Origin of the sequence: Lonsdalea quercina subsp. quercina, assembly GCF_000688655.1 — a bacterium.
Lineage (GTDB): Bacteria > Pseudomonadota > Gammaproteobacteria > Enterobacterales > Enterobacteriaceae > Lonsdalea > Lonsdalea quercina.
The window spans coordinates 153,007-177,768 of sequence record NZ_JIBO01000015.1; the positions used below are offsets into that span (position 1 = coordinate 153,007).

The following is a 24,762-nucleotide window of genomic DNA, read 5'->3' on the forward strand; positions in this document are numbered from 1 at the left end:
ACCTGATGACTGTCAGCCGATGTGACCCGCAAGGATGGAAAATGGACAAGATGGATAAGGAAAGCGCGATAAATTGGGCGCAGAGAGTGAAAATGAGCCAGGAAAATTCGTTGGATTTTTGTGGTAGCGCTGAGCATAGCGTGAAACAACTTTCTGGCCCGCAGTGTATTTTGGTCTACCGGAAGACGTTGGATCGACCGGAAATATCTGCCAAGGCGCGATTGGCCTGTGGGCTGGCGCCGCACGATACGCTCACCGCCAGCAAACTGGCCGAGGGCATTCTACGCGGCCTGCTGGCGCCGCTGTGTCGCGTGTTGCCGCATAAGCTGACGTTTGCTCGTACCCCATTAGGTAAACCGTTCCTGCCTCGACATCCCCAGCTTCATTTTAACCTCTCCCACACCGAGGCTGCTTTTGCGTTCGCCATCGCACAGGATGGCGCGGTGGGGGTCGATGTCGAGGGAAATCGCGGGCGTGTCGAGCATAAACGCGGCGTGGCGAAGCGCTTTTTCCATCCCGATGAAGCCTGCTGGCTGGATCAGTATTGCGATGAAGAGGCGTATATACAGGCATTTATTCGGCTATGGACTCGCAAAGAGGCCTATTTGAAGGCGCTGGGACTTGGTCTGAGCAAGCCGTTGGACTCGTTCAGCTGTCTGGCGCGAGAAAACGGGCGGATTCAGGTAGTGGATGACTCGCGCCCCGCGAACGCGCAGATGAAGGAAGTTTGGTTTGACGAAGCGGACATGGCGCTCAACTGCTGCATTTTGTCGTCCAAGGAGACCACACTGAGCTGGCGGTTTACCACCCTGACGGAGTGGGACGCGTTAACGGACTGGCTGGGGTAATGCAGGCAGCAGTATTCAGTCAGGGGAGGAGTTCGTCCGCGATCAGCCGGGTTGCGGGCCAGTTCAAAGGTTTTTAGCAGAGAGAATAGGGCAATGTTTGCGTCTTTTTCCCGTCACTGACGAGAAAGAGAAGAAGGCGCCCTTTGCCGATATCCTGATCCTTAAAGGGCGTAGCATCCGTGGTTTTCTCCGGTATCGACGCACAGACCACCATAAGAGGTATGCACGCAGAGTATCAGCAGAGAAAGAAAGCGTTTCCATCCCGATTTTCATCTCCCGTCATCCCGCTGGAGCATGAGAATAACTGGTACGGGCAGACAAATAACATCCATGCTGATAACGCGACGTTCCGTCTTCATCCCTGTTCGAATAGCGCAATCCTGCGCTGTGACCGTGACGTTATTACATCCTTGTATATTTTCGCCTGCTTACGCCAGCGAAAACGCTTCCTTAAAAGAATTATGCCCGGTGCCCGCGGGCATTGTTGTCTGAAATTGTGGGATAGAAGAATAATTCCAATGTGCCTGAGCAACGCCGTGCAAGGGGGTAAGAAGTTCCGACCGTTTATTGTGCGCGGAAGTAAACGGAGCAGCTGCCATAAGCGGCTCCCAGCCCGATAGACAGCATCACGTGCGGTTGCCCATTGCGGATGGCGGGCATCGCGGCAGGCAGCAGCAGGAGCGGGTCCACGGCGCAGCAGTGGCCGATATCCGGCAACAGGCCGAGAGAGACGGCCTCACGCGGCAGCGGGTAGCGGCGCACAAAGCGGCGCCAACTGAGACGGTTGATGTTGTGGGGCAGCAGCGACAGGCTGTCGGGATCGCCCGCCTGTGCGCCTGCCAGAGCCTCCCTGACCATGTCGTCGTGGGCCTGATAAAAGGCCGTTTTCGCTTCCCGCCCGCTATTTAGTCCATCATCAAAGCTCAATCGCTGGCCCAGAAAGGGTTTTCCCAACCGTAAACCAGCGCCTTCGCGCTCCAGCAGCAACGCGGCGAATGCATCTCCCATCAGCGTGTATCCCGGCACGTATCGCCGTGATGTCCCTAAGGGCGACAACGTGTCACCGGCGATGATGGCGACGCGTTTTGCCTGCTTGTCTTCCAATAGACGATGGGCGCGCGCCAGCGCCCAGAACAAAGTTGCACAGTGCTGCTGGTCCAGTTCATAGCAGCGCGCCGTGTCGCTGACGAACGGATGACTCTGTTTTAGTCGCGCAAGCCACGCCGGCTGTTCGCCATGTGGCTTTGGCATGCCGTGCACATAAATGAGTGCGTCGATGGGGACGTCAGGCCCGGAGGATTGCTGCATCAATTGGCTAATGAGTTGATAGAAGACGCCATAAAGAGAGACAGAGGCTTCCAGCGCGGCAATGCGGCGAAAGCCGTACAGCTGGCAGAACGTGTGGGCTTCGCGGGGGCTATAGCCCGTTTGAATAATGATGTCCTCGGCGCTGAGGCGAGCCGATGGAACCCAGGTGGCTAAGGTATTGATGTGTAACATGCATCCTCCGTCCTGATCGCTGCGGGAGTCGGTCATCAATTAACATGTCAGGTTTTTTCGTGCAGAAAATGCGTCAGACTATCGAGGGTGTGAAATGCGTCGAAAACGTTTTCATCCATGAGATCGAACAGATCGCCCGTTAGCGTCTCATTCGCTTCATAGTGGTCGCTGAGTACGGCAATCAGGCTGATGAGATTGACGGAATCCAGCAGGCCGTCATGGGCGTACATCGGCGCGCCCTGAAATATGGCGTCGATACGTCCCTGATCGATACCAATGGCTTTCAACAGCTCGCGTACGAGTAATTGTGTTGCATCGTCACGGCGATGCCCAGATTCTGAGTGCTTCATACCAACTCTCCGACACGCTGTAATTGTGCGCAGTATAACGGCCGCTTAGGGGGCAACTTGTTCTAAATTGCATATAGCGAACGAGGGGTTTTTGTGTACACATTCAAGATAAATGTGTGTTTTTCAGGTCTTTTTACCCGATGATAGCGACGTTTGTTCTTGTCGAGGAGCGAGGGTTTCCAGCGGAAAGTAAGGAGAGGCAGATGAAAGGTAAGCGGTACCATCAAAAAGCCCGCCGTACTGTAAATTGCCGGTGCGTTGGCAATGTATATCTACCCGAATCGCTAACTTGAGTCAGCTCATCGGGATTCACTCTCTTGCCGACTTCCTGTAACCCGAATGATCTAACCTCTCTGCGGTAAAAGCCGGTTTAGCGGGTGTGGCATTGACGTGAAACGCCTCGTCTGCGGCGCTAAATAAGGGTTGTATCGACCTCTGGCAGAGACTCGAAGCCGGGTCTGGCAAAATAATATCCTTGAGCGAGGTGAATCCCGATTCCTTTAAGAAAACGATNCTCCTCCTCCGTTTCAATGCCTTCTCCCAGGACCCTGATATTTAACGCTTTCAACATTTCGACGCAGTGGGTGACGATAGTCTGGCGTGTTTTATCCTGATCGATGCCGCGGATCAGCGCCATGTCCAACTTGACGATATCAGTTTGAAAATCCGCCAGCAGATTCAGCCCGGAATAACCCGAGCCGAAGTCATCAATCGCCGTTTTGAAGCCCAGTTTTTTGTAACATTCAATAATTGACTGTATACGCTTACTGTCTTTCGCCTCCTCGTTCTCGGTGAACTCGAACATAATGTTCTTGATAGGAAACTGGTATTTTTTGGCCGCTTCCAGCGTAGTGCGAATGCAACGTTCGGGGCGATAAATCGCATTGGGTAGAAAGTTGATGCTCAGCATGCCGGACAGCTTCAGTCTCGTTGCAAGCGCGATAGCCTTGATTCGGCAGAGCTGGTCGAAGCCGTAGCGCTTATCGTTGCTGATCTGAGAAATAATACTGAAGGCAGACTCGTTATTGCAGCCTCTGACCAGGGCTTCATAGCCGAATATGCGTTTGGACACGCAGTCTACGATGGGCTGGAACGCCATGGTGAAGTCGAGACCCAAATTATGGCTGTCCGCGCAGTGAGCACAGCGCGACGACATAAAAAGGGGCGATTGGGATGTCATGGTTAACAAATTCCTGGATGATGGAAAAAATGGACGCGTTCACCCGCTGTCAGCGAGGCGATAAGATCGTGACGCCCTCTATTAAATGTATAGCTCGTAAGCGGATGAACTGCGCTCACTTGGCCATTTATCGGCAATATTCAGGTAAGAATTAAGGGTAGTTGACCAGAGGGGGCATAAAAAGAAAGACACGGCAGGTTATCTGGATGATAAACATCGACACATCCCAAACAGAGCGGGAAAGCGCTTTCCGGCGGAAGTGTGCGGGAGCGGTTCGCCGTCTCGGGGAGCGGTGCCCGCCCGTGGATGAAAGCATAAGGGCGGACACCGAGGCCGTTACCAGTAACGGGCGATTTCCTGGCGCAGTGCGTCGGCGATGACGCTTCCGTTTTCGCCGGCCAACGCCCGTCCGGCGATAAACGTTTTGGCGTTAATCCCCCGGAAATGCTGCAACGCCTCAGGCACGATACCGCCGGTGATAGACACCTCAAATCCCATCTCCGATAAGGTATGCATGCGTTGGATGTCTTCTGGCGTCCAGCCGACACCGGCCAGCTCCGCGTCTCGCGAGCGATGGTAGATTGCTTGCGTGATGCCCAGTTTTCGCCAGGCCTGCGCGTCTTCCCACGTCCAGTGGCCGTAGAGTTCCATTTGGATTTCTCCGTGGTATTCGTCCGCGATGCCTTTGCAGGCGGTAATCGTGGCGATGTGGGCCGCGGCTGACACCGTGATCCAGTTCGCGCCTGCGGCAAAGGCCATCTTTGCCAGAATGGCGCCCCCGTCCGTGGTTTTCATATCGCAGACCAAAATATGGTCGGGATATTGCTGGCGCAGCGTGCGGACGGCGTTCATTCCTTCGGCGAAGGCCAGTATGGTGCCGACTTCTATGACGTCGACATACTCCGCGACGCTGGCGGCGAGATCGACGGCGGTGTGCAGGTCAGTAGAGTCCAGCGCAATCTGTAACAAGGGTTGAGTCATGGTATGAGAATCCTTTTTCAGTGTTGAGACGGCGGCATGCGCCGTCAGGGTCATGATGAGCGGTGAAACGGCTTATGCCGCGAGCATCATTCCATCGTGGCGTCAGTCTGACCGTAGTAAGCGTCAGCGCCGTGTTTGCGGAAATAGTGTTTGTCGGACAGCGTCTGCGGGAGGCGAATATGGTCATTCAGCCGCCGCGTCGCCAGCGCCATCGCCGCCACTTCTTCCAACACGACGGCGTTACGCACCGCTTCCTCGGCGTCTTTCCCCCAGCAGAAAGGGGCATGGCCATAGGCAACCACGCCCGGCACGGCAATGGGGTCGATGTCCCGTCGGCGAAAGGTTTCCACGATGCTCACTCCCGTGTTCTTTTCATAGTCGTCGGTAATTTCCTCTGATGTCAGCGGGCGGGAGCAGGGGATATCGCCGTAGAAATAGTCGGCGTGGGTGGTGCCCAACACCGGTATATCCATACCAGCCTGCGCCCATATCGTCGCATGGCGAGAATGGGTATGGACGATGCCGCCGAGACGAGGGAACGCCTGGTACAGCACCAAATGCGTGGCGGTATCGCTGGAAGGTCGAAGCCGCCCCTCGATGACGTTGCCGTCCAGATCGACGATGACGATATCGTCAGCTGTCATGGCTTCGTAGCTCACGCCCGACGGTTTGATGGCGATCAGCCCGTGTTGACGATCGATCTGCGAGACGTTACCCCAGGTCAGGGTGACCAGCTGGTAGTGCGGCAACTGTTGATTGGCGGCCAGCACCGTTTGTTTCAAGTCGCTCAACATTCGTTATCTCTCCTCTTTCGCCGCCTGCGCGAGCGCGTTGTCGATCGCGCGATACACCTCGTCTTTGCTGCGGCATGTGCGCAGTCTGTCGAGGTTGATACCGGTAGGGCTATTCTCGTCCTCCAGCATCTGGGTGACTTCCATCAGGCCGTCGATATGCTCATCGGACGTACTGCCTGCCAGGGTGATCAGCACATCAACAGGTTCTTCCTCGCCTTCGAAGAGTACGGGGGTAGCGAGCGTCACCAGCGCGAAAGCCGTCCGTTTCACCCCGTCTTCTGGTCTGGCGTGCGGCAACGCAAGGCCGGGGGCGATGACGAAGTAGGCGCCCATCTTTTCAATGCTGCGGATGATCGCGGCATGATAGCCAGGCTCTACCGCGCCGGCGGTCTCCAGCATGCCCGTACCGATCCTAATCGCTTCCCGCCAGTCGGCCGCATGGGCCTGAAGTCGGATAGTGTCGTTGTCTATCAGTGATTGCTTGAAGTTCATGGTGTGCTCCTTTCTCGGCTGTTCCTTCAGCCGGACGTTAGCGGGAAAAATGCGTTCTGATTAGGTCGAGCAGTTCGTCGCCAAATGACTGGGGGTTGAGCATGTTCTGCACGGCCAGTACGAATTTTCCCGCCCCCGGATCTATCTCTCCCGCGAGGNGGCGTGAGGCGACGATGATGTCGGTCATCGCGAGCTTCGATTTGTAGTCCGCCACGGCGCACGACTCCATCACATGCGGTATGCCCCGTTGTTCCAGGAACTTGGCGATTTTCATTTTCATCATCATGGATGACCCCTGCCCATTACCGCAGACGGTCAGAACGCGCACGGCCCGTTCCGCATTGACTGGCTCGGGCTCGGCGAGAGGAGGCGTGGCGGCCGCAGGCAGATCCGACGTCGGCGCCGTGGCATCTTCTTCCGCGCGCAAACGTCGGGCGGCGAAAAACATATAGGTGGCGGCGCCGAGCAGGAGTACGCACAGAAACAGCGGTGACCAGGACAACCCCTGCATGATGGGGGGGAACAGCAACGCCCAGTCGGCCATGCCCATCCAGCCATTGAGCGGCGTGCCGTGGTGGGCGAACAAGGCAATCGCCCAGGCCGAGCCCAGCACTTCAATGACGCCCATTACGAAGCAAATCTTCATTACGGCTTTCCAGCCGCCGAAATGGTTGGCGAAGACGCCAATGGTGGCGTTAGAGAAGAACATGGGCACAAAGCCGGGAATGATGACGATGGGCGATTGAAAGGCGAGCAGCAACAGTAACGCGGCGAACTGACCGGCGGCGCCCCACATAAAACCAAACACCATGGCGTTTGGCGAATAGGCGTAGATGGCCGCGCAGTCGATGGCGAGCACTGCATTGGGAATGACCCGCTCCGAGATGCCCTTGAACGCCTCCGACAGTTCCGCGACGAACATGCGGACGCCGACGACGATAATCTGAATGGCTACGGCGAATTTCAGGCCGGTTTCCAGAATATAAATACTCCAGTGGGTGGAACCGGCCATCGTCTGCAGGNTCTTCAGGCCAAAGGAGAGCAGAATAATGCCGAAGAACACGGTCATGACGATGGCGGTCGCGGCGATGCTGTCGTGAAAGATGTTCAGCCAGCGGGGAAGNTTGAGGTTATCGACGCTCTCTTTGGGGTCGCCCAGCCGGTGGGCGATTTTGGTCGCGATCCACGACGCCGCCTGCTGTTGATGACCGATGGAGAAGCCCGCGCCGCCGGTGACGGCCTCCGTCGGCTTGAACATGATGTTGGAAAAGATGCCCCAATACAGCGCGATGATGACGGCGGAGGCGATAATGGTTTCCCACATTGTGGCGCCTAGCACCAGATAAAACATCGCTATCAGCCCGGCCTGCTGAAACATGATGTGGCCCGTTAGCATAATCGTGCGAATACCGGTATAGCGGCGCAGCACCACCATCAGGATATTCAGGGCGAGCGCCAGTAGAACGGTGTAGCCCACCCAGGCGTAGCGATCCCCCATGACGGACATCGTCGCCATCATGGCGGTGTAGGGGTCAATGACCGAGCCGCTGAGGCCATGATATTCGGCGATCTTTTCTATCACCGGTTTGAACCCCGCGACCAGCGTATCGGCGCCCACCTGGACCAGCATGAACCCGATGATGGTTTTGAGCGTCCCTTTGAGGACCGTGGAGATATCCCGCCGTAGCAGCAGATACCCAATCAAGGTGACCAGTCCCAACAGCAGTGGCGCTTTGGTCATAACCTGGCTGTAGAAGATGTGAAAAATAGCGTATAGCGTTTCCATGATGCCGCTCCGTATCGGTAAAGGGCCATATGCCCGACGGTGATAACTCAATCCCTGTTACCTGCGTCCTTTCCTGCCAACGAGTGATTTANCTTCGCCTGCTGTTATGTCTAACCGAGAGAAATCACGAGTATTCATAAAATGATTTATTTGTGATCTTTTAAATCATCATAAACAAGCGGCGGCGAAGATCAAGCTGTGCATTGTGATTATCACGTTAGTTTACTTGTATTCGCCTGTTGGTACTGAAAATGTAATATAAATAACGAGTTAATATCATTTTTTTGTCGGTTTTTGTGAGGGGCGATCGGTTTTTAGGGGGGTTAAACCATCAGATTGGCTCGTCAAGAGGTGCGAAAAGTAATCATTGATAATCATATTTGTGATTGATATAGTCATTTTAAATCACCGTGAACGCGTTTTTTGTGATGAGCGCCTGGGGCAAACGAAAAGCACGGGGCGGGGGTGACAGAGTCTGCGACCCGTGGAAATCGGTCGACGGCGGTTGTTGTAATCATGAAAAAGGATAAAACGATGAGCAAAGTAACTGACATAACCCGGGAGTCATGGATATTGAACACGTTCCCCGAATGGGGGACCTGGCTCAACGAAGAGATCGAGCAGGAGGAGGTCGCCGCTGGAACGTTCGCCATGTGGTGGCTGGGCTGTACCGGCATCTGGTTAAAGTCTGCGGGCAACACGCAGATCGCCATTGACTTCTGGTGCGGCACCGGCAAGAAAACCCACGCCAATCCCTACATGAAAAAACAGCATCAGATGATGCGTATGGGCGGCGTACGCAAGCTGCAGCCCAACCTGCGTACATCGCCGTTTGTGCTCGACCCCTTTGGTATTAAGAAGATAGATGCGGTGTTGGCGACGCACGATCATGCTGACCACATCGACATCAACGTGGCGGCGGCGGTGCTGCAAAATGCGGGCGATCATGTGAAATTCATCGGTCCTGAAGCCTGCGTCGAGCTTTGGACGGGATGGGGCGTACCCGCCGAACGCTGCATCGTGGCGCAGGTCGGGCAAGAGATTTCGATAGGCGATATCACCATCAAAGTGCTGGATGCCTTTGACCGTACCGCGCTAGTGACGCTGCCCGAGGGCGTGTCTTCCCGCGATAAAAGCATTCTGGACGGAATGGACCGGCGCGCGGTGAACTATCTGGTGAAGACCAGCGGCGGCAACGTGTATCACTCCGGCGACTCGCATTACTCCAACTATTTCGCCCGGCACGGCAACGACAATGCGATCGACGTGGCGCTTCTCTCCTATGGCGAAAACCCTCGCGGCGTGACCGACAAAATGACCTCTTCAGATATTCTGCGTGCCGCGGAGTCGTTGAATACGCAGGTGGTGATCCCCTTCCATCACGACATTTGGGCGAATTTCCAGAGCGATCCCGGTGAAATTGAGCTGCTATGGCACAGGAAGAAAGATCGTCTGAATTACGGCTTTCAGCCATTCTTCTGGCAGGTGGGGGGAAAATACGTCTTCCCGACGGACAAGGCCAAAATGCATTACCAGCATCCGCGCGGGTTTGACGATATCTTCACGGATGAACCCGAGCTGCCGTTCCGCTCGTTCCTCTAACGTTCTCTGTTCACGAGGTGCGCGATGTATCATCTGAATAGCGCGTTGCGGCTGGGCGTGTATGAAAAGGCCATGCCGGCGTGGCTGGATTGGGAGCATAAGATTCAGGCTGCCAAAGCGCTGGGGTTCGACTTTATTGAAATGTCCGTCGATGAGTCCGACGAGCGCCTGCAACGCCTGGACTGGGGCGACGAGGAGATCTTTGGGTTGCGCCGTTTGTGCGAGCATTACGGCCTGCCGCTGCACTCCTTGTGCCTGAGCGCGCACCGTCGTTTCCCGTTTGGATCGGCCGATCCCTCGGTGCGGGAGCAGGCGGGCGTCATCATGCGCAAAGCCATCGGGCTGGCCTATAAACTGGGCGTACGCTGCATTCAGCTGGCGGGCTACGACGTGTATTACGAACCGCACAGCGAGGCCACGCACCAACGGTTTATCGACGGCATGCGCGAGAGCGCGCGTCTGGCTGAGCGGGCGGGCATCATGCTCGGCGTGGAGATTATGGATACGCCTTACCTGAATTCGCTGTGCAAGTTCGAGGTGCTCAAGAAGGCGGTCCCTTCGCCATACTTTATGGCCTATCCCGATGTCGGCAATATCACCGGCTGGAATTACGATACCTGTACCGAGTTGCAGATGAGCGGCGAACATATTGTCCAGATCCACCTCAAAGACACGCTCCGTGTGAGCGCCGAGTCTCCGGGACAGTTCCGCGACCTGTGCATTGGAGAAGGGGAGGTAGACTTCCCCGCCGTTTTTCGCACGTTGGCCGGAATGCGCTATTCGGCGCCGCTGGTCATTGAAATGTGGGCGCAGGATGAGCATTGGGCCGACCATCTGCGGCAAGCGAGGGCGCGTTTGGCGACGATGGCGCAGGAGGCAGGATTGGCATTGAATTGACGAAAGGACAAGCGGGTGGGGCTGCGGCTCCGCCCGGTGCTTTGATTTTTGAAAACAGCGTTATACAATCACAAGACATCATAAATAATCATAAATCAGGCATGAAATGACAGAAACACAACGACACAGCGCCATTCTGGCTCTGCTGAATGAGAAGCGCCATCTGACCGTGGCCAGCCTGACGCAAGCGTTCTCAATTTCTCCGGCGACGGCGCGTCGCGATATTAATAAGCTGAATCAAGCCGGACAGGTGCGCAAGGTGCGCAACGGCGCGGAGGCGCTGATGCCGACCAGACGGCTATGGTCGCCGCTGGACAGTCAAAGCACCTCGACTCACGATCAAAAAGTACGCATCGCTCAGGCGGCGGCCCGGCTGGTGCAGCCGGGTGAGAGCGCGGTCATCAACTGCGGGTCGACCGCCTTTCTGCTAGGGAAGGAAATCTGCGGGCGGGACGTTCAGGTCATCACTAACTACTTTCCTCTGGCCAACTATCTGATTGAGCAAGAACACGACGGCGTCGTCATCATCGGCGGGCAGTANAACAAGAGCCAGTCCATCACCCTGGCGCCGCAGGATGAGATTTCGTCCCTGTACGCCGGACATTGGATGTTCACCAGCGGCAAAGGGCTCACGGCCGAAGGGTTGTACAAAATGGATATGCTGACGGCGATGGCGGAACAGAAAATGTTGGATCACGTCGGCAAACTGGCGGTGTTGACGGACAGCAGCAAACTCGGCCAGCGCGCGGGTATGCTGTTCTGCAACGCCGAACACATCGATGTGCTTATTACCGGCCGCGATGCCAACCCGGAGGTCATTCAGCAACTGAAGGAGAAAGGCGTCGAGGTGATGCTGGTCTAGCGCCATGCGGGCGACGGGGGCGTGTTCAGGCGATGAGGTTCACGCCGGACTCTGTCCACTTCCCCATTTCCCCACGTCCCCAGCGGGTCTGATTATCCTCTTCGGTGTTCTAGATTCTTCAACCGTCAGACGAGTTCGTGGTTTGGTGACCGCAAACGCGTCCCGTGGTTATCGTGGGGCGGTAACCGGCTGCGGGGCTTCCTGAGACGTGAGTATCGGATAGTCCAGCACGATGAGGTTAGCCAGAATCGGGCGGAAAACCGCTTTCAATGCGTCGTGTTTTGGGTGGGGCAAATAGCGCTGGCGCGCCGCTTCGTCTTCAAACGTCATCATCACGCAATGCGTAAAGCCCTCATTTTTCCCTTCTGGACTGTCGTTACATCCCCACTCAACGCTGACGATGCCGTCGATGTCGGCCGGCATCTGCAAAAAAGCCGATTTCACCCGCTCGATGTCGGCTTCCGCGGCCTCCTCCGTGAAGGTGATAAATAAGATATGGCGTATCATTGATGACTCCGTTATTCATGTCCTGCAAAGAGCATAGTCCTTTACGCGGCGAGTTTCATGGCGGGTGCCGCGCCGCTGAGCGCGGTATGCCAGCGTTGTGTTTCTCCGCCATGCCCAGCCAAAGTCCGCCGCGCGCACTCCGCTTGCCACTCCGAAAACATCGCCGTTTCAGCGCTCGGCGTTAGGACGATGGCTGATACGAAACGAGACCCGCTGCGGATGGTTGACCGACACCAGATATTCCACCGGCTGTTGAAAGCGGTCGGCGATCACGCCGCGATAGATCAGGGCCGGGCTGTCCGGCGAGGCGTTCAGCAGCGCCTGCTCTTCTTCATTCATGACCCCAACCCGAATGGTGCCCTCATCGGAAACGCCGAAGAGGCGGTAGCGTTCCGCCAGCAGCCGGTACAGCGACCCGCTCTCCTCCAGCATCTCAGCCGTCAGATCCGGCATCAGCGCACGGGGCAGATAGCTGGTTTCTAAGCAGAAAGGTTCGCCGTCCCCCAGCCGCAGTCGCTTGATCATCACCACCGGATCGCCCGTTTCAATGCTGAGTAAAGGGGCGATCCGGGGGCTGGCGACGGTATCTTGAAAATAGATTAAGCGGCTGCCGGGCACCGCGCCGTTCAGCTCGGTGATCTTGCTGATGCCCTGCTCGATAGCCTGCGTCAGCGGTCGTTCAATGGCCGTCTGAGTCAGCCAGGTGCCCTGATTGCCGCGTCTCTCCAGCAATCCGGCTTCGACCAGTTCATCGATGATTTTACGCAGCGTCATTCGGCTGATGCCGAGCAGTACGGCGAGATCGCGCTCGGCTGGGATCTGATCGCCCTCGTTGTATTCCGGCGTCTTCAACATATTCAGCAAAGCCTGTTTGGCTTCCAGATACGCTTTACGGGGACGGCGTTTTCCTGTGTTCGTCTTGTTCATGGTCTGTTTTCTGGTCCGATTCATGCCGAAGAAAGCGCGATTGTCGCCAAGGTGTGCGCTTGTTTTATCATCAGTTATACCGTTTTTTCGCCGTATTATCCCCTCCGTGCTAACCAGACCACAACACCCTAACACACTGTTATAATTGAATAATATGGATAAATTCGTTGCCCGGCATGTGTGATCGGCGTATATCTCTAATGGTATATTTTACGGTATATTTATAGGGAGTGAATGATGAAAACGCTTGCCTGGGTTTCCCTGAGTCTGGTGATGACGCTCCTCTCCGGCCCGGTTTTCGCGCTGCAACAAATTCGTTTCGGCACCGATGCCACATTTCCGCCGTTTGAGTTCAAAGCGGCGGACGGGCGGCTGCAAGGTTTCGATATTGATTTAGGCAATGAGATCTGCGCGCGTCTGAAGGCTCGATGCGTTTGGGTGGAAAGCAGCTTCGACGGCCTGATCCCCGCACTACATGCCCGCAAATTCGACGCAATCCTCTCTTCGCTCTCCATCACGAGTGAACGACAGAAGGCCATCAACTTCTCCCTCAAATTATTCAACACGCCGGCGTATCTGGTCGCGGCGAAAGACAGCGGGCTGAAGCCGATCGCCGAGTCGCTGCGCGGTAAACGCGTCGGCGTGCAGCAAGGATCGGTATTTGAAATCTACGCCCAAAAGCACTGGCGAGATGAGGGCGTTGAACTGGTGTCCTATCCCAGCGCCGAAGCGGTCTATGCCGACCTGGTCGTCGGACGACTGGACGCCACGCTGGATGATGCCACGGTGGTGACCGAGGCGTTGCTCAGTAAGCCCGAGGGCAAAGGGTTCAGCCTGATCGAACCGCAGGTCAAAGACGATGCCGTTTTTGGTCCGGGCACCGGCATTGGCGTCCGCAAGCAGGATACGCCGCTGTTGCAACAGCTTAATGGCGCCATCACGGAGATCCGTCAGGACGGCACGTACGACAAGCTGGCGAAAAAATATTTCACTTTCAATGTCTATGGCGACTAATTCATGAATACAGCAACGATGATCTCCTCCTTTATCGAACAGCGTTTCCGCCCGCAGGGCGGCCTGCGACAGGTCTTTCTGGTGGCCTGCGGCGGGTCGCTGGTGGATATGTATCCGGCGGACTATTTCCTGAACAGCGAATCCACAACGCTGCACAGTCATATGATGACCGCTAACGAATTCGTCCACGCGCCTCCGAAAAGGTTGGGTAAACAGTCGCTGACCATTGTTTGTTCTCACGGCGGCAACACGCCGGAGTCGGTGGCCGCGGCGGAGCTGGCTCAGCGGCGCGGCAGCGTGACCGTCACGCTGACCCATAACGAGGCCGCCCGGCTGAGCGACTTTTCGGACGGCAATCTGCTGTATGCCTGGGGGAACGACAGCCAGGTCGTCAATAATCCGATGGCGCTGATCCTGAGCCTGAGCGTTGAGGCGTTGCAGCAGGCCGAAGGCTTTGATGGCTACGCCGACTTTCAGGCGGGCATGGCGCAGATCGACGAGATTATCGACCAGGCGCGCCAGCAGGTGCAGGCGCCTGCGGCGGCGTTTGCCGAACGCTATGCGGAAGAGTCGCTGTTTTACATCCTGTCCAGCGGTGCGTCTTACGGTCACGCCTACGGCTTCGCCATCTGCTCGCTGATGGAAATGCAGTGGCTGAACGCCGCTTCCATTCACAGCGGCGAATATTTCCACGGGCCGTTCGAGGTCACAGACCACAGCACGCCCTGGATCCTGATGATCAACGAGGGTCGCACCCGTCCGCTGGATGAGCGCGCGCGCGACTTTCTGCACCGCTATGCCGACAAGGTGGAAATTATTGATGCCAAAGCGCTGGGGTTGGGCGTGATCCCGGCTGGCGTGGTGGAGTATTTCAATCCGATACTGTTCTATAGCGTCATGTGCCAATACCGCGCGGCGCTGGCGAAGGTGCGCCAGCATTCGCTGGAGACGCGGCGTTATATGGGTCAGGTGGATTACTGAGGTAAGGATGATGAAAGTCCTGGGACTTGGCGATAATGTCATCGATCGATATACCCATACCGGCATCGGCTATCCGGGGGGCAACGCGCTGAATTTCAGTGTCTACGCGCGAATGTTGTCGGCAGAAGCCGCTTATCTGGGCGTGTTTGGCGACGATTGTGCGGCGGAGCACATTCGCCGCGTGCTCGAACGGCGCGGTATTGGTCTCGAACATTGCCTGACGGTCTCCGGCGAAAGCGGCCACGCCAATCTTACCCTTGAGCAAGGGGAGCGCGTGTTCCTCGGCTCCAATGCGGGCGGTATCCGTCAAAGCACCTCTATGCGTTTCGTGCTGGAGCACCTCTCGTGGCTGGGCCATTTCGACCTGATCCACACCAGCGCCTACAGCTATATCGACATGCAGCTGGCGGATCTCGCCGGGCTGCCCGGCCGGTTATCCTACGACTTTTCGGATGATTTTGACGCCAGACGGGCGCAGGCTCAGTGCCGCTGGCTNGATTACGCCTTTTTCTCTTGTGCGGGCCGCACGCTTGATGAAACCCGTCGGCTGCTGCTGGCGGCTCACGACGCAGGCTGCAAGTGGGTTATCGCAACGCGTGGCGCAGAGGGCGCGATACTGTTCGACGGCCATCATTGGATCAGTCAGCCACCGGAGCCGATCGCTCCCGTCGATACGCTCGGCGCGGGAGACGCTTTCATCACCGCATTCCTGCTGGCCCACCTTAACGGCAAAACGCTATCCGCCAGCTTGCGACAGGGCGCCAACTTTGCGGCGCGCATCTGCATGATTGAAGGCGCCTTCGGTGAGGGAATGCGCTATTGATGGGATGTGTGGCCCGGTTTCGGCCGCTGCGCTAGCTGAAAGCCAGCCATCGTCGCTCTATCCTCCGCTCTTAGCGTGCTGCCTTCTGTGCCACATCGCGGCTGCAAAGCGTTCAGCGCAACCGGGTCGTTTGCACATCTGATAAGGGGCCTGCCTCGTTCAAGGGGGCGCATCGATATGCGGTCGGCCTCTACGTAACTTTCGCGGAGAGCGCCGGCAGCCGCACGGCGAAACGTCGCTACCGGTCGGACAACAAATAGTCGACACTCTGGCCCCGGTGGCTGGCACTATCGCTATAGGTCGTGGAAGGATCGGTGGCGACGCGCACATCGAACCGATTAAACGAATCATCGTTCAACGCATGTCTGACCAAATCGTCGGAATGTAAGGACGGCAGCCCGGCTTTCGCCAATTTTCGCTGCAACTCCTCGGAACTGAGCGGTACGACCTCCCGAAGACGTCGGGTATCGCTCCGGTTGGCGGAGTCGGAGGNATCCCAAAGCAAATGGTTATGTGTCGCCATCAGCTCCGTCATCGGCGCATGCGTGTCGCGTTGCATATCGTGCAGCACCGATTGGTCCAGCGTGCATGCGCTGGGATGTGTCGGCCAGGCATCCACGACCACCGTATTGCGTTCGCCCCACGTAGGGTCGCGAGGGTCGCCCAGCATAACGAACTCGTGGCTGTTATTTTCCGGAAGCTGGAGACGTACACGGCATATGGGCTGCGACACGTTGCGTTCTTTCAACGCGGCGACGGCGACGGCGGCATGTACCGCACAGTTGCCCCCCTGGAATTTCTGCGCCCGTTTGATCTGATTTTCGATTCCACCATGAGGAAACTTTTGGTATGCCAGATGCATCCTCGCCCAGCTCTCTCCCGATGAGGCCCGGACATCCTGCCGCTGATTTCCCGCCCCGTGCGGGAGCATATTTTTGACGACGCGGTTCGCCCAGCAGGCGTCGGCCAGTGCCGACAGGGTGCCGGATTTCACGACGACATTTTTGTGCTGATAGCCTGACAACCCCAGCTGACTGGCGCTGCGGGTATCATGCACTTTACTGCCGGTATCATAATTCTCGACAATCGCGCTATACGTTGCAGAGGAAGAGGATCCGCGGAAAATGTTAAACCTAGGCATCATCGCCTCCTAAATCTGAAAGGGGTGTCCCCAGCAGGAATACAACCCAGGACTATCCCCTTACTCCCTTTTGGAAACGGGGTGTAAGCCCGCGTGAGGGGGAGAAAGGGTTTCCTGGGACTGATTGGCCGTGGGGAGAGACTTCCCGCAGCAGTATGAATCCGCCCGCATCAGAAAATCATGAAACGTCTTCACAGCATGCTCTGCGGAGAACTCGTCTAACGGCTGACGAACGTACAGCACCAGTTTTTTGCTCTGGCTGTCGTACCCCAGCGTGATAGCCGGATGACGCAGGCTGAACAGGTTCTCCGCCAATAACGCCTGAAAACCCTCGAGTGTCCGCCACGCGTGCGGGGCAATGAACGTCGCGACGATATTCAGATACCCTGGTTGGCTACCGATTAAATGGATATGCAGATCGTGGTCGAAGACCAATCGATAGATATCTTCCTCTGGACGCGGCGGCGGCAGCTCGCCGGGCTGATATCTCTGGATAATGGCCCGAGAAATAACATGAAATTTTTCATTCAACATAACCGATGCTCACGTGACTGGGTGTTAGTGAGTGGCATCAGNGGGGGAAGGGTTCCCGGGTGTTGTGATGATTTGTTTTCCATTGTCGTCGAGAAGCCGCCGCGTTCTATTTCCGCAAGCCTTCGTTCAGCGCCATCGACCCGACGCGACTCGGGGGGATCCCAGGCCACCCCCGCAACTGAAAAGTGAAAAATGAAAGGGGGAAAGCCCTAATATCAGGAAAGATTTGATAAAAATGTATTATGACAACCGCCTGAATAAAAAAGAGGAATGGTCAGATTAAGTTTCATCTAATACATATATATAACCAATGAATGTCACTCAGAGAATTTTATAGTCGCAATCATCTGTAAAACGTTAATTTTTACATTCGCCATCAGGAAATATTAAATCACTATTTTGATCTCACTGGTTTTTATGGCTGACTCGGTCATTTGATAGGGTCAATGTTACTTAAGGCGACGCATTTCCGGAGGAAATATAGCATTTTCCTATATTGTGAAAATTAGATAACGAAAAATGGCAAATCGATAGGTAATAATGAGTCGTAATGGAATAATAACAAAATGGAATTAAAATTTATTTCGTCACCTACTTGCGAATAATCTTTAATAATGAAATCATAATCACCTATTCCAAAATATTGGACGCCTTTCTCAGTAGTTATCGGTGAGGGTTTTTTCTTGTTCAGGCAGGAAGCATTAGACAACAAGAAACTGAAATGGCAAGGAAGCGCTATTTTACTTTCAGGACTTTCACCTTGGGTGATTATGATTATTTGCGCTCTTTTTATCGCAATGTTTATGATCTTCATCACCCAAGGTAATTATACGCGCCGGGCTAACGTCAGCGGTGAAATATCAACTTGGCCGCACACCGTCAGTATTGGCTCCGGCGTACAGGGATTTGTCGTCAAGCAGTTTGTGTCGGAAGGGCAGATAATAAAAAAAGGCGATGCGATTTATCAAATCGATGTCAGTAAAAGTACCGTTGACGGCGTAGTCAGCGATAATCAAAGGCAAGATATCGAAAGCCAACTGGTGCGCATTGACAATATTATCTCCCGGCTGGAGCAAAGTAAAAAACATACCCTGGAAATGCTGGAAAAACAAAAATCACAATATATCAATGCATTTAAACACTCTTCAGATATCGTCCGCCAATCAGAGGAAGGTTTAAAAAAAATCAAACAGTACATGGACAGTTACCAGCAGTACCAGGCCAAAGGGTTAATCAATAAAGACCAATTAAGCAGCCAGGTGGCGTTGTATTATCAACAGCAAAATGACTTATTAAGCCTCAGCGGACAAAATGAACAGAATGCTTTACAGATTACCAGTCTGGAAAGCCAGATTCAGACCGAAGCGGCGGAGTTTGATAACCGAATATACCAAATGGAACTTCAGCGCTACGATTTGCGAAAGGAGCGGGTGAATACCAATGTGGGCGGAGAGATCATTATTCGTGCCTCATCGGAAGGAATAATCGATTCATTGAGCGTCACCCTAGGGCAAATGGTCAATCCTGGCGACAGCTTATTACAAATTATTCCGAGCAAGATAAAAAGCTATTACTTGGTGGCCTGGGTGCCCAATGACGCAATGCCTTATGTTTCGGTGGGCGACAACGTCAATGTGCGTTACGAGGCGTTCCCCGTCGAGAAATTCGGCCAGTTTGCTGCAACGGTCACTATGGTATCGAAAACGCCGGCGTCTCCGCAGGAAATGCAAACCTATCAGGGCGCGCCAAAAAGTACTCAAACGGCGTCGGTTCCCTACTATAAAGTCGTGGTGAAGCCCGAAAAAAAGAGCGTCCGTTATGACGGCAAATCGTTGTCCCTCGAGAATGGTATGAAGGCGGAGATCACGCTCTTCCTGGAAAAAAGAAAAATATATCAGTGGATGCTTTCGCCATTCTACGACATGAGGCAGAGCGCGGCGGGGGCGGTCAATGAATAAGGCATTATTCAAATCGATCCTCGGCAAAATAGATTTAACGCTGTGCCGCCGAATTCCGCTGGTGCATCAGACCGAGGCATCGGAATGCGGACTGGCCTGTCTGGCGATGATCTGCGGGTATCATGGAAAGAATATCGACCTGATTGCCCTGCGGCAGCGCTTCAACCTTTCCGCACGGGGCGCCACTCTGGCCGGAATCAATGACATCGCCGAGCAGTTGGATATGTCCACGCGGGCGCTGGCGCTGGATCTTGATGATATTAGCGCATTGAAAACGCCGTGCATTTTGCACTGGGACTTCAATCACTTCGTGGTACTGGTCAGCGCCAGACATCGTCGCTTTGTGCTTCACGATCCCGCGCGCGGCCGCCGGACGGTCGGGCTTGCCGAGATGTCGCAGTATTTTACCGGCGTCGCGCTTGAGCTTTGGCCCAGCAGTCAATTCACCGCCGAAACGGTGAAAAACAGGGTGCGTCTGGGAACGTTGATTCGCAGTATCTCCGGTATTAAAGGGGCGCTGACTAGGATTTTCTGCTTCTCGTTGGTGATTGAAACCATCAACTTAGTGGTGCCGATAGGCACGCAGCTGGTCATGGACCACGCCATTCCGGCGGGCGATAAGGGTTTACTGACGCTGATATGTGCCGGTCTGCTGTTTTTTATCCTGCTGCGCACGGCGATAAGCACGATGCGGTCCTGGTCGTCGATGATCATGGAGACGCTGATCAATGTGCAGTGGCAGGCGGGGCTATTCACTCATCTGATGCACCTGCCGCTCAGCTTTTTCGAACGGCGCAAACTGGGAGATATTCAATCCCGTTTCGACTCCTTGGACAAGCTGCGCAAAACGTTTACCACCAGCCTGGTGGGAGCGATCATGGATGGCATTATGGTGGCGTGCGTCCTGGTCATGATGGTGTTGTATGGCGGTAATCTGGCAGTGGTCGTGCTGGGATTTAGCGCGGTGTATGTCCTTATCCGCCTGCTCACCTACGACCGCTATCGCCAGCTGTCGGAAGAGTCATTGATTCGGGGCGCGCGGGCCGGTTCCTTTTTTATGGAAACGTTATATGGAATCGCCACCGTCAAAATGCAGGGGATGAGCAGTCGACGAAGCAGCCACTGGCTCAATCTGGAAATCGATACCATTAACACGGGAATCAAGGTGACTAAAATGGACCTGCTTTTCGGGGGCCTGAATACCTTTATTGCCTCCTGTGACCAGGTGATGATTCTGTGGCTGGGAACGAGTCAGGTCATTGATAACCAGATGACCATCGGGATGTTCGTGGCGTTTGGCGTATTCAGGGAGCAGTTCTCCGAACGGTTGGCGTCGTTGNCCCACTTCCTGCTTCAATTACGCATGATGAGCCTGCATAACGAACGCATCGCCGATATCGCCTTGCACCCGCGAGAACCCCACAAGATGGGGATTGGCAATAAAGTTGAAGGGCGGCCGATTTTGCTGGAAACCCGTGATTTGAGTTATCGCTACGACAGCCAATCCAAAGCGGTATTCAGCGAACTGAGCCTTCATATCGCCCCAGGGGAAAGCGTGGCAATAACCGGGCCTTCCGGCGCTGGGAAGACGACGTTGATGAAAGTATTGTGTGGTCTGTTCGAAGCGGAGTCTGGCTGCGTGCTGGCCGACGGCGTGGACATACGGCAACTTGGTGTGAACAACTACCATAAAATGATCGGCTGCGTGATGCAGGACGATCGGCTATTTTCCGGTTCGATAATGGAAAATATCTGCGGATTTGCAGAGGATATCGACGCCGAATGGATGGTGGAATGCGCCAAAGCCAGCTACATCCATGACACCATCATGGAGATGCCGATGGGCTACGAGACGCTCATCGGCGAATTGGGTGAAGGACTTTCCGGGGGGCAAAAACAACGCATTTTTATTGCCCGNGCGCTGTATCGCAAGCCGGGAATGCTATTCATGGATGAAGCGACCAGCGCGCTGGACAGCGAAAGCGAGGATTATGTAAGTCAGGCCATTAAACAGCTGAATATCACACGCATCATGATCGCACACCGGGAGTCGACGATTAACGCTGCAGACAGAGTCATCACGCTGCAGGCGACGCAAGCATAAATTAATAATGATGAATTTCATTTATATTTGAAATTAAATAGAGTCATATTATTTGATTGTTAGAGCGGTCATTATTATCTCTTTGTTAAAGATATAATAAAAGAAATAAAAAATCAGATTAAAAAACTGATATGCAATAGAGAAAGAGATTAAGTCATTTATTATCTTGCTTCAATTAAGATTGTGGTATAGAAATAGATAAACGCGACAAATAGTAAAAATAAAAACCAGAAAGTAAAAGCACGGCGTTTATGTAACTATCAACTTCAATATTTGAAAGTATTTATAATAAACAATTAATAACCGCGCGTAAGCATTAAGTGGTATCAACATTACATTCTACGTTCACTCGAAGTCTTGATAATTTGAATAAAAGTGTGTTTGTGGGTAAGAAAATCAATAGATCCCACAAATGTATTTAATGAAGATATGAATTTAAATTCCAAGTTTCAACCTCAGTCGTATTTTATGGCTGATTNAAAAACTGTTCATGACCTGTAGAAATGGGTTAAGGACAAAGTTATAGCAAGATCATTTTTTCATCTTAAAGGAGATACAAAATGAAAAAGCAAAATAAACTGCGTGAGTTGAACGCTAAAGAAATGAAAGCCGTAGCTGGTGGTGTTGGTGCTCGCTGGGGAACCGTAAAAGGGTCCAATGGCGGTTACATTCAGGTCTTCATGGGGGCAAAGCCGGGTAAAGGCTGATCCTCTAAATATTTGTAATATCGAATTATAAATATTAAACAAAAACCGCTCTTTATTCGGCCTCTTCTCACCGAAATAAGGGCGGNTTTCTTGCTTTCAGAAAAAATCGTCAAAACTATCCTCTTGTTTCCGGGTAATATCTATTTCAATGGTTTTTTTGAGCGTCATGTAGCTCTTCGTTTAAGGTTGATTGGGATTTCATGGGCGCGTTTGGTGTATTTATTCACGAAGACGTCGATATTTGGTTCATTTCCGGCTGCTGATGAACCTATGTGACAGGGCAACCGAGCGTATTGAGCCGTGACCGGTCTGTCATGTTAAAGAAGCCGATGGGGGGCTAGCTCTGACACGTTATAAATCACGCCACAGCAGGCAACGGCAAGGAGAAAAAGCGAAGAGATCATTTCAATTTTTCGCGCGTGCATTGCAGGCATCCACTTTCTGACTGTCAGGATATAGAGCGTCAGTATGGAGAAATCGAAAGCGATCCAGACGGCACAGAGAGTCAGAATACTGGTGCTGAAATCCTGCGTAACGGCAATAAACTGCGGAAAGAAGGAAACAAAAAACAGTATGTCTTTGGGATTGGAAAGGCCTGTGATGAAACCGCGAATAAACCCTCCTCTTGAAGCCTGTTGGAGAGGCTGCGTGGTCTCCGTGCCGCTCCGGGGCAACGTCAAAAGACTTTGAATAGCGGTGTAACCAATATACACCGAGCCTGCCAGCCCTAGCACACTGAGCCATAGCGGTGAAATTGACACGATGCCTTTCAGCATGAGCGTCGCCAGCGCAATCAGTACCAGAGAGGCTCCATTAGTTCCGAAGGCTGTGGCAAAAGCGTTGCGGTATCCGTAACGCGCTGCTGTTCCCGTAATCAGTGCCACCACGGGGCCAGGGGTCAGCAGCAGCATCATGATTGAAAGCATGTAAGCGCCAAGCAGTGTCATATTCATTTCGAGGATTTGTCCTTATGTATATGGAGCGGACAGCGCGCAAGATGCGGCGTCCCCGGCTCGTTGAGCAGATACTGCTTCCATTCCAGGCTATCCTCCTGGCCGTAAAAACCAAGCTCAGAAGGCACATAACCATCGTTGTAGCGCCAAACGCGCGTGCGAATTGTCTCTCTGATTTTGATCCCTTTAGAGTCTTTCTGGCTGGCGAGAATGTCAAAGTGTGCTCTGGGGTTAACGATAAAAACAGCGCGTTTACCCAGGTTGCGGCTACGGAGCCGTGAGTAGGCCGGGCCGCTGACATTGAAAAAAAGCTCAACACCGGCAAAACAGAATGACCATGCGCTTTCTTCCGGGTCGTCAGGAATATTGTCAGGCCAGGCATGGGTGTCATAATCATGCAGGCGCTGTAACTGTTGCCATGCAAACCTTTGTGCCTCATCAAGAGAGTCCAGCCCGGCACGCTCAAAGATCAATACCAGAGGACTGTATAGTCTTTCTTCCACCGGCGCTTTTTGCGTCCGTTCTGTAAAACGCTGCATGACGGCAAGCATATCGGCGGCGGTATTGCCCTCNCTGATAAGACCAAAGAGCAGCGTTTTTGATTTCCAGGCATGGCGCGCGAACAGACAGGGAAACGCTCTGTCATTCAGCCGCGCGGCTATGTCCCGAAAGCCGTCAATTTGCCATTCTTGAACCGGGCAAACCTTTCCGGCGTTGCTGCTAAGTCTCATCAAATCAGACTGCCCGATAATGGTGCCATTTCGCAGTAATGTGTTGTTCACAAGAGTCCCTCCGTTTTACTTGCGCGGAAGGATTATTCATCCCGGAAAGGCCATTGAAAAACGTATAAAAATCGCGCTTAATGTGATTAATACTCACAATGGAGACGGTTATGTCATTACCACCTCTTTATGCACTGCGCGCGTTTGAGGCTGCTGCTCGAATGGGGTCTTTCAGTAAGGCGGCCGTAATACTCAATATCACTCCGGGTGCCGTGAGCAGGCATATCCGCACACTGGAAGCGTGGTTTGACTGTGAACTGTTCGAAAGACATGGTCCGAGAGTCAGAGTGAATGACGCTGGCACCGTCCTGGCGGCGCAACTGACGGAAGGTTTCATGAGCATAGAGAGGGCTTGTCTCGCATTCAGAAGTAACAGTCACTCTCTTCGCCTGAAAGCGCCGTCAACGCTCACTATGCGATGGCTTCTCGATGTGCTTAATGCTTTCCGGGAGCGTTATATTAAGCCTGACATCGAGATCACCAGCGTCTGGATGGACACGGATACCGTTGATTTCAGTCGTGAACCCTATGATTGTGCGATCCTGCTGGGTAACGGTGATTTCGGCAAATCAACCGACAGCAGATTGCTGTTCCGGGAATGGCTTGTCCCCATCTGCTCTCCTTCAATGCTCAACGCCGCCCAAACATCGCTTCCTGAATGCGATCTTATTCATCCCTCACCAGACCGGCGAGATTGGAGGCGATGGTTGAAAAGAACAGGTCTTTATCCGGGACTCAACGTGAACGGAGGAAAGGTCTTTGACACGTTGGAACAGGGAAATTTGGCCGCGCTGAGCGGACATGGCGTCTCAGTCGGCGACCTGCTGCTCAGCCTGGCGGCAATCGATAGCGGGCTCCTCGCTCTTCCATTCAAGGAGGCGATCGCAACAGGAGACGGTTATTACCTCGTCTGGCCCGAAAACTCGTCTAAAAACAAAAATATCGCCTTCCTCTTGGACTGGTTGAAACTCAATGCGCCACAGTTGCCAAATTTCGAGCTGAGGTATCATGACGGCCACGAAGAATAATATCGTCTGAG

23 protein-coding genes are annotated in these 24,762 nt (G+C 53.9%); 11 read left to right on the plus strand and 12 right to left on the minus strand.

Features of this window, described 5'->3' with window-relative positions:
* The first annotated feature begins 41 nt into the window (after positions 1-41).
* Positions 42-848 (plus strand): 4'-phosphopantetheinyl transferase family protein, encoded by an 807-nt coding sequence (locus tag RZ35_RS13925; protein WP_235195122.1) that lies wholly within the window; start codon positions 42-44, stop codon positions 846-848.
* 564 nt (positions 849-1,412) lie between these two features.
* Here RZ35_RS13925 and RZ35_RS13930 read toward each other — a convergent pair.
* The 7 genes from RZ35_RS13930 to RZ35_RS13960 form a co-directional block, all read right to left on the minus strand.
* Positions 1,413-2,348, minus strand: a complete 936-nt coding sequence (locus RZ35_RS13930; RefSeq protein ID WP_026743866.1) for a beta-ketoacyl-[acyl-carrier-protein] synthase family protein — start codon at positions 2,346-2,348, stop codon at positions 1,413-1,415.
* Between the two features lie 47 nt (positions 2,349-2,395).
* Positions 2,396-2,698, minus strand: coding sequence for a hypothetical protein (locus tag RZ35_RS13935; protein WP_026743867.1), 303 nt, complete (start codon positions 2,696-2,698; stop codon positions 2,396-2,398).
* 412 nt (positions 2,699-3,110) lie between these two features.
* The gene (locus tag RZ35_RS13940; RefSeq protein ID WP_051625581.1) at positions 3,111-3,878 is read right to left on the minus strand and encodes an EAL domain-containing protein; all 768 of its coding nucleotides are present in this window, start codon (positions 3,876-3,878) and stop codon (positions 3,111-3,113) included.
* Positions 3,879-4,214: 336 nt separating this feature from the next.
* Positions 4,215-4,859 (minus strand): 3-keto-L-gulonate-6-phosphate decarboxylase UlaD, encoded by a 645-nt coding sequence (locus tag RZ35_RS13945; protein ID WP_026743869.1) that lies wholly within the window; start codon positions 4,857-4,859, stop codon positions 4,215-4,217.
* Positions 4,860-4,945: 86 nt separating this feature from the next.
* The gene (locus RZ35_RS13950; RefSeq protein WP_026743870.1) at positions 4,946-5,653 is read right to left on the minus strand and encodes an L-ribulose-5-phosphate 4-epimerase; all 708 of its coding nucleotides are present in this window, start codon (positions 5,651-5,653) and stop codon (positions 4,946-4,948) included.
* Positions 5,654-5,656: 3 nt separating this feature from the next.
* Entirely contained in the window at positions 5,657-6,145 is a 489-nt protein-coding gene (locus tag RZ35_RS13955) for a PTS sugar transporter subunit IIA (RefSeq protein WP_026743871.1), read from the minus strand.
* 37 nt (positions 6,146-6,182) lie between these two features.
* The gene (locus RZ35_RS13960) at positions 6,183-7,931 is read right to left on the minus strand and encodes a PTS ascorbate-specific subunit IIBC (RefSeq protein WP_026743872.1); all 1,749 of its coding nucleotides are present in this window, start codon (positions 7,929-7,931) and stop codon (positions 6,183-6,185) included.
* Between the two features lie 534 nt (positions 7,932-8,465).
* On the opposite strand from RZ35_RS13960, the gene ulaG reads away from it, so the two are divergent.
* From ulaG to ulaR, 3 genes are all read left to right on the plus strand, one after another.
* Positions 8,466-9,533 carry an L-ascorbate 6-phosphate lactonase gene (ulaG, locus tag RZ35_RS13965; protein WP_026743873.1) on the plus strand — a complete coding sequence of 356 codons (1,068 nt, stop codon included), beginning with the start codon at positions 8,466-8,468 and terminating at the stop codon, positions 9,531-9,533.
* Positions 9,534-9,557: 24 nt separating this feature from the next.
* Positions 9,558-10,430, plus strand: a complete 873-nt coding sequence (locus tag RZ35_RS13970) for an L-ribulose-5-phosphate 3-epimerase (RefSeq protein WP_026743874.1) — start codon at positions 9,558-9,560, stop codon at positions 10,428-10,430.
* 106 nt (positions 10,431-10,536) lie between these two features.
* Positions 10,537-11,292 (plus strand): HTH-type transcriptional regulator UlaR, encoded by a 756-nt coding sequence (ulaR, locus tag RZ35_RS13975; protein WP_026743875.1) that lies wholly within the window; start codon positions 10,537-10,539, stop codon positions 11,290-11,292.
* Between the two features lie 168 nt (positions 11,293-11,460).
* Here the strand turns inward: ulaR and RZ35_RS13980 are convergent, their stop codons facing one another.
* Both RZ35_RS13980 and RZ35_RS13985 read right to left on the minus strand, forming a co-directional pair.
* On the minus strand, positions 11,461-11,799 hold the full coding sequence (locus RZ35_RS13980; RefSeq protein ID WP_051625582.1) for a Dabb family protein: 339 nt from the start codon (positions 11,797-11,799) through the stop codon (positions 11,461-11,463).
* Positions 11,800-11,967: 168 nt separating this feature from the next.
* Complete coding sequence (locus tag RZ35_RS13985; RefSeq protein ID WP_026743876.1) at positions 11,968-12,726, minus strand: GntR family transcriptional regulator; 759 nt, start codon at positions 12,724-12,726, stop codon at positions 11,968-11,970.
* 234 nt (positions 12,727-12,960) lie between these two features.
* Here RZ35_RS13985 and RZ35_RS13990 point away from each other — a divergent pair, with 234 nt between their 5' ends.
* The 3 genes from RZ35_RS13990 to RZ35_RS14000 are packed head-to-tail and all read left to right on the plus strand — an operon-like array spanning position 12,961 to position 15,544.
* Complete coding sequence (locus RZ35_RS13990) at positions 12,961-13,740, plus strand: ABC transporter substrate-binding protein (protein WP_026743877.1); 780 nt, start codon at positions 12,961-12,963, stop codon at positions 13,738-13,740.
* 3 nt (positions 13,741-13,743) lie between these two features.
* Positions 13,744-14,721 (plus strand): SIS domain-containing protein, encoded by a 978-nt coding sequence (locus RZ35_RS13995; protein ID WP_026743878.1) that lies wholly within the window; start codon positions 13,744-13,746, stop codon positions 14,719-14,721.
* 10 nt (positions 14,722-14,731) lie between these two features.
* Positions 14,732-15,544, plus strand: coding sequence for a PfkB family carbohydrate kinase (locus RZ35_RS14000; protein WP_026743879.1), 813 nt, complete (start codon positions 14,732-14,734; stop codon positions 15,542-15,544).
* A 1,201-nt stretch (positions 15,545-16,745) separates the two neighbouring features.
* On the opposite strand, the gene RZ35_RS14010 is transcribed toward RZ35_RS14000, so the two are convergent.
* Positions 16,746-17,219, minus strand: a complete 474-nt coding sequence (locus tag RZ35_RS14010; protein WP_026743881.1) for a CesT family type III secretion system chaperone — start codon at positions 17,217-17,219, stop codon at positions 16,746-16,748.
* A 683-nt stretch (positions 17,220-17,902) separates the two neighbouring features.
* Here RZ35_RS14010 and RZ35_RS14015 point away from each other — a divergent pair.
* The 3 genes from RZ35_RS14015 to RZ35_RS18020 all read left to right on the plus strand — a co-directional run bounded on the left by RZ35_RS14015 (position 17,903) and on the right by RZ35_RS18020 (position 21,988).
* On the plus strand, positions 17,903-19,177 hold the full coding sequence (locus tag RZ35_RS14015) for an HlyD family secretion protein (RefSeq protein ID WP_026743882.1): 1,275 nt from the start codon (positions 17,903-17,905) through the stop codon (positions 19,175-19,177).
* Positions 19,170-21,281 carry a peptidase domain-containing ABC transporter gene (locus tag RZ35_RS14020; RefSeq protein ID WP_026743883.1) on the plus strand — a complete coding sequence of 704 codons (2,112 nt, stop codon included), beginning with the start codon at positions 19,170-19,172 and terminating at the stop codon, positions 21,279-21,281. The genes RZ35_RS14015 and RZ35_RS14020 overlap by 8 nt, the downstream gene beginning before the upstream one ends.
* Before the next feature lie 560 nt (positions 21,282-21,841).
* Positions 21,842-21,988, plus strand: a complete 147-nt coding sequence (locus RZ35_RS18020; RefSeq protein WP_157755385.1) for a hypothetical protein — start codon at positions 21,842-21,844, stop codon at positions 21,986-21,988.
* 317 nt (positions 21,989-22,305) lie between these two features.
* On the opposite strand, the gene RZ35_RS14025 is transcribed toward RZ35_RS18020, so the two are convergent.
* Together RZ35_RS14025 and RZ35_RS14030 are read right to left on the minus strand one after the other, a co-directional pair.
* Positions 22,306-22,941 carry a LysE family translocator gene (locus RZ35_RS14025; protein WP_026743884.1) on the minus strand — a complete coding sequence of 212 codons (636 nt, stop codon included), beginning with the start codon at positions 22,939-22,941 and terminating at the stop codon, positions 22,306-22,308.
* Positions 22,938-23,672 carry a YqcI/YcgG family protein gene (locus tag RZ35_RS14030; protein ID WP_099049274.1) on the minus strand — a complete coding sequence of 245 codons (735 nt, stop codon included), beginning with the start codon at positions 23,670-23,672 and terminating at the stop codon, positions 22,938-22,940. The genes RZ35_RS14025 and RZ35_RS14030 overlap by 4 nt, the downstream gene beginning before the upstream one ends.
* Before the next feature lie 161 nt (positions 23,673-23,833).
* On the opposite strand from RZ35_RS14030, the gene RZ35_RS14035 reads away from it, so the two are divergent.
* Positions 23,834-24,751 carry a LysR substrate-binding domain-containing protein gene (locus tag RZ35_RS14035; RefSeq protein WP_026743886.1) on the plus strand — a complete coding sequence of 306 codons (918 nt, stop codon included), beginning with the start codon at positions 23,834-23,836 and terminating at the stop codon, positions 24,749-24,751.
* The last annotated feature ends 11 nt before the right edge of the window (positions 24,752-24,762 follow it).

Bases quoted from the DNA above. Each gene is read 5' to 3' on its own strand.
- RZ35_RS13925 (WP_235195122.1), top strand. From the start codon at position 42: ATGGACAAGATGGATAAGGAAAGCGCGATAAATTGGGCGCAGAGAGTG.
- RZ35_RS13930 (WP_026743866.1), bottom strand. From the start codon at position 2,348: ATGTTACACATCAATACCTTAGCCACCTGGGTTCCATCGGCTCGCCTC.
- RZ35_RS13935 (WP_026743867.1), bottom strand. From the start codon at position 2,698: ATGAAGCACTCAGAATCTGGGCATCGCCGTGACGATGCAACACAATTA.
- RZ35_RS13945 (WP_026743869.1), bottom strand. From the start codon at position 4,859: ATGACTCAACCCTTGTTACAGATTGCGCTGGACTCTACTGACCTGCAC.
- RZ35_RS13950 (WP_026743870.1), bottom strand. From the start codon at position 5,653: ATGTTGAGCGACTTGAAACAAACGGTGCTGGCCGCCAATCAACAGTTG.
- RZ35_RS13955 (WP_026743871.1), bottom strand. From the start codon at position 6,145: ATGAACTTCAAGCAATCACTGATAGACAACGACACTATCCGACTTCAG.
- ulaG (WP_026743873.1), top strand. From the start codon at position 8,466: ATGAGCAAAGTAACTGACATAACCCGGGAGTCATGGATATTGAACACG.
- RZ35_RS13970 (WP_026743874.1), top strand. From the start codon at position 9,558: ATGTATCATCTGAATAGCGCGTTGCGGCTGGGCGTGTATGAAAAGGCC.
- RZ35_RS13980 (WP_051625582.1), bottom strand. From the start codon at position 11,799: ATGATACGCCATATCTTATTTATCACCTTCACGGAGGAGGCCGCGGAA.
- RZ35_RS13985 (WP_026743876.1), bottom strand. From the start codon at position 12,726: ATGAACAAGACGAACACAGGAAAACGCCGTCCCCGTAAAGCGTATCTG.
- RZ35_RS13990 (WP_026743877.1), top strand. From the start codon at position 12,961: ATGATGAAAACGCTTGCCTGGGTTTCCCTGAGTCTGGTGATGACGCTC.
- RZ35_RS13995 (WP_026743878.1), top strand. From the start codon at position 13,744: ATGAATACAGCAACGATGATCTCCTCCTTTATCGAACAGCGTTTCCGC.
- RZ35_RS14010 (WP_026743881.1), bottom strand. From the start codon at position 17,219: ATGTTGAATGAAAAATTTCATGTTATTTCTCGGGCCATTATCCAGAGA.
- RZ35_RS18020 (WP_157755385.1), top strand. From the start codon at position 21,842: ATGAAAAAGCAAAATAAACTGCGTGAGTTGAACGCTAAAGAAATGAAA.
- RZ35_RS14025 (WP_026743884.1), bottom strand. From the start codon at position 22,941: ATGAATATGACACTGCTTGGCGCTTACATGCTTTCAATCATGATGCTG.
- RZ35_RS14035 (WP_026743886.1), top strand. From the start codon at position 23,834: ATGTCATTACCACCTCTTTATGCACTGCGCGCGTTTGAGGCTGCTGCT.